The organism is Burkholderia sp. E168m23 (genome assembly GCF_016586125.1).
Classification (GTDB): Bacteria; Pseudomonadota; Gammaproteobacteria; order Burkholderiales; family Burkholderiaceae; genus Burkholderia; species Burkholderia orbicola.
Genome location: NZ_BCPP01000818.1, coordinates 1 through 3,322 on the forward strand (window position 1 = coordinate 1; position 3,322 = coordinate 3,322).

Annotated in this window: 3 protein-coding genes; all 3 read left to right on the forward strand. The window is 70.8% G+C overall.

The features are described 5' to 3' along the window. A partial coding sequence (locus tag JMF90_RS30195; RefSeq protein ID WP_201325813.1) for a hypothetical protein occupies window positions 1–1,111 on the forward strand: 1,111 nt, incomplete at its 5' end. Continuing rightward, on the forward strand, window positions 1,105–1,887 hold the full coding sequence (locus JMF90_RS30200) for a DUF1266 domain-containing protein (protein ID WP_175875595.1): 783 nt from the start codon (window positions 1,105–1,107) through the stop codon (window positions 1,885–1,887). The genes JMF90_RS30195 and JMF90_RS30200, both read left to right, overlap by 7 nt. A 14-nt stretch (window positions 1,888–1,901) precedes the next feature. Beyond that, window positions 1,902–3,322 (forward strand): DUF4034 domain-containing protein (locus tag JMF90_RS30205; RefSeq protein WP_236598057.1); only part of this gene is annotated, 1,421 nt, incomplete at its 3' end.

Sequence of the window (3,322 nt, forward strand, 5' to 3'; positions counted from 1 at the left end):
CGACCGGCCGGCACCCGAATGGCTCGTGCGCCGGTTCCGCGCGCAACCGGCATCTGCGACCTCCGCGACCTCAGCGGCATCCCCGGCCTCCGGCCCGGCGGCCGACGCGGCGCTGCCGCCCGCCGCCGAGCCGGCGCCGCTCTACTTCATCGATCCCGAGCACATGCTGCTGATCGACCGCGAACGCGTGCTGGTCGAATTCCTGCGCTCGCGCGCCGGCACGCGGCTCGCGCAGAAACTGCAGCGCATCACCTGTGCGATGGCGCTCGACATGTGGGAACGCGAGCACCAGCGGATGCAGGCACGCCGTGACAAGGGCTGGGTGCCGAGTAGCGGCCTCGCGTTGCGCGAGGTACTGCGTACGCCGAACGGGATCGTGTTCGAATTCGTCGGCGATCATGCGGCGCTGCGTGAGGAGCTCGCGTACGAGTCGTACTACATGCAGCACTGCCTCGGCCAGTTCGCCGATCGCCGACGGCTGCGCGGCGGCTACGGCGAGCAGTACGCGCAAGCCGCGCGGGACGGCCGACTGCGCCTGTTCACGCTGCGCGGCGCGGGCAACCAGCCGCACGTGACGATCAGTCTGCAAGCGAGCGGCGACGGCCTGCGCATCGACCAGATCAAGGGCAAGCAGAATCGCCATCCGGTGCGCCGCTATGCCGACGACGTCCGCCAGTTCCTGCGCGCGCTCGCGCCGCGCGGCGAGCGTCACCCCGATTGCGAGGGCATGGGCCTCGTGTTCGAGCCGGATGCACCGGGCGCGGCCACCGGCGCCTGGACCTTCGTCACCGACGTGCGCTCGCCCGACCATCTGCTGAGCGTGATGAGCGCCAACTTCCACCTGATCGAGCATTTCGAGCAACCGCCGGCCGTGCTGCAATGGCTGCTGCTGCGCAATGCACCCTATGCGCTCGGCCAGTTGCGGCAGATCGATCCGGCCGTCGCGGCGGCCGCGCGCCATGCGTTGCCGGCCGATGCGCTGCCCGCCGCGCGTGCCCCCGACGCACCGCCGGCCACGGCCGCATTCGAGATCGAAGGCATCGCGATCGATCCCGCGCTGTGCGCGACATTCGCGTTGCCCGCGCCGGCGGACGGGAGCCCGTCATGCTGAAACTGCTGCTTGGCGCGGTCGCGCTTTGGCTCGTGTGGTACGTATGGCGCTCGTTCCGGGTCGCCGCGCGGCTGGTGCGCGAAGTCGACGCCGACCAGGCCGCGGGCGCCGATAGCGCGGTGCCTGTGCGGCAAACCACGGCCGTCCGGCTCGCGCATGCGCAGGCCGAGCAGGCGCCGCCGAACCGCCGCCGCTGGGCGCTCGCGCTGGCCGACATCCTGCTGATCCGCAACGGGCTGCGCTGCGATTGCGACGACCTCGTCTATGCGCTGCCGGACTCGCAGCGCGAACAGCTCGCGCGCCAGCTGCGGCGCGAACTCGACCTGCCGGCCGACCTGCCCGAGTGGCAAATCGTGCAGCGCGTGCCGTCGATCCTCGCGGGCTGGATTCGCGGCGTCGGTCGCTCGCACGACGGCTTCTACGAACAACTCGCCGCGCTCGGGCGCGTGCGCGACGCACTCGCGTTCGACTGCGCGCGCACCGCGTTTCTCGTGCGCTGCATCGCGCTGCTCGGCTGGGCGTCCGAACAGCACGCGTGGGTCGTGCTGCTGCTCAATGCGCAGCGCGCGCAGGACAGCTTCGACAGCTGGGAAGATTTCGGGCTCGCGTATGCGCGGGCGCGCCAGCAATGGCTGCGCGGCAGCGGCCAGGACGGCCCCGCGTCGTCGCGCGCCACGCAGGAAGTGCGCGAGTACCTGCGCAATCCGTCCGGAAACTGGCTTGCGCTGCCGTGGAAGCGCTACCGCATCTTCGATCCCCAACCCGTTTCGTCATGACCGCCGATACCGACATGTCCTCCGCTTCCGCCGACCTGATTCCGCCCGCGACATCCCGCTGGCATATTTGCGACGTCGACGCGCTGCTGCGCGCGGGCGACCATGCCGCGCTCGACGCGCAACTCGATGCCGCGCTCGCCGCCAGCTTCGCCGATCGCACCGCCGAAGCGCGGTACGTCGACGCGCTGCCGGCCGACGTGCAGCCGTGCATCGACGCCGGCGCCGAAGGCCTCGCGCGCCTGCGCGCGTGGCAGGCCGCGAACCCGCGCTCCGCGCACGCGTGGCTGTGCGAAGCGCACTACTGGCATCACTGGGCCTACGAGTACCGCGGCAGCGGCTGGGCCGAAACGGTGACCGAAGCCGGCTGGATCGGCGCGCATGCATGCGCGACGCTGACGCTCGTCGCCGCGCTGCGCGCGCTGGTGCTCGCGCCGACGATGTGGAGCGCGCCGATGGTGATCTTCACGAGCGTGTCGTCGTTCGGCGAACCCGAGTGGCTCGCGCAGCTCGTGCGCGAGCGCCGCTGGCCCGTCACCGAGTTGCACCTGAACGCCGGCGCCGAGGACGAAGCCACGCGCGCCGAACTGCAGCATATGTTCGCGCGTTCGGGACTGAATCCCGACGTGCCGGCCGCCTGCCCGCCGGAATTTCCGGACGCGCTGCCCGGCGCCGTCCAGGGCAAGAAGCTGCGCAAGGAAAAGTGGTACTGGATGGAGGCGACGCTGCACATCCACCCGACGCTGTTCTTCCCGATGCGCACGTTCATCTGGTACATGCAGCCGCGCTGGGGCGGCTCGCACGATCACATCCGCGCGTTCGTCGCGTCCGACGCGTGCGCGCACCTCGATGCGGTCGAGAAGGACCGGCTGCTGCACGAGATCTGGCGCGACGACTACGCCGGCAACACGCTCGATGCGGATGACGACGAAGACGACGCACGCCGCGCGATGACCGCGACGCTCGCGCGTGCGCAGGCCGCGCTGCATCCGTACCACCGCTGGGAGACGCTGCACTGGCTCGCGTACAGCCATTTCAAGCGCAGCGAGTACGAACAGGCCTACGCGCGGCTGCAGGAAGCCGAACGCAACGAGCCGATCGACGACAACCGCGCCATGGCGATGGGTTTGCGGCTGGCGCTCGGCCTCGATCCCGAGGGCGGCTGGCTGCCCCGCGCGATCGAACGTGCATCGGACGCACGCGCGTGCACGTCGGCGATGATCCTGCGCGGCTATGCCCATCGCACCGGCACGTTCGGCTTCGCCCAGGACGACGCGCGCGGCGACGCCTGGCTCGAAGCCGCGCGCGAGAGCGAGCCCGGCTCGCTCGCATGGAACCAGATCGCCACCGCGTTCGAGTATGAAAACCGGCGCCCCGCCGATGCCCTCGCCATCTGCCAGCTCGGCTACGAGGCCGGCGGCGATTCGTGCGACTACCT

What these genes read in the sequence shown, in the direction of transcription:
- JMF90_RS30200 (WP_175875595.1), top strand. Translation starts at nt 1,105, where the DNA reads ATGCTGAAACTGCTGCTTGGCGCGGTCGCGCTTTGGCTCGTGTGGTAC.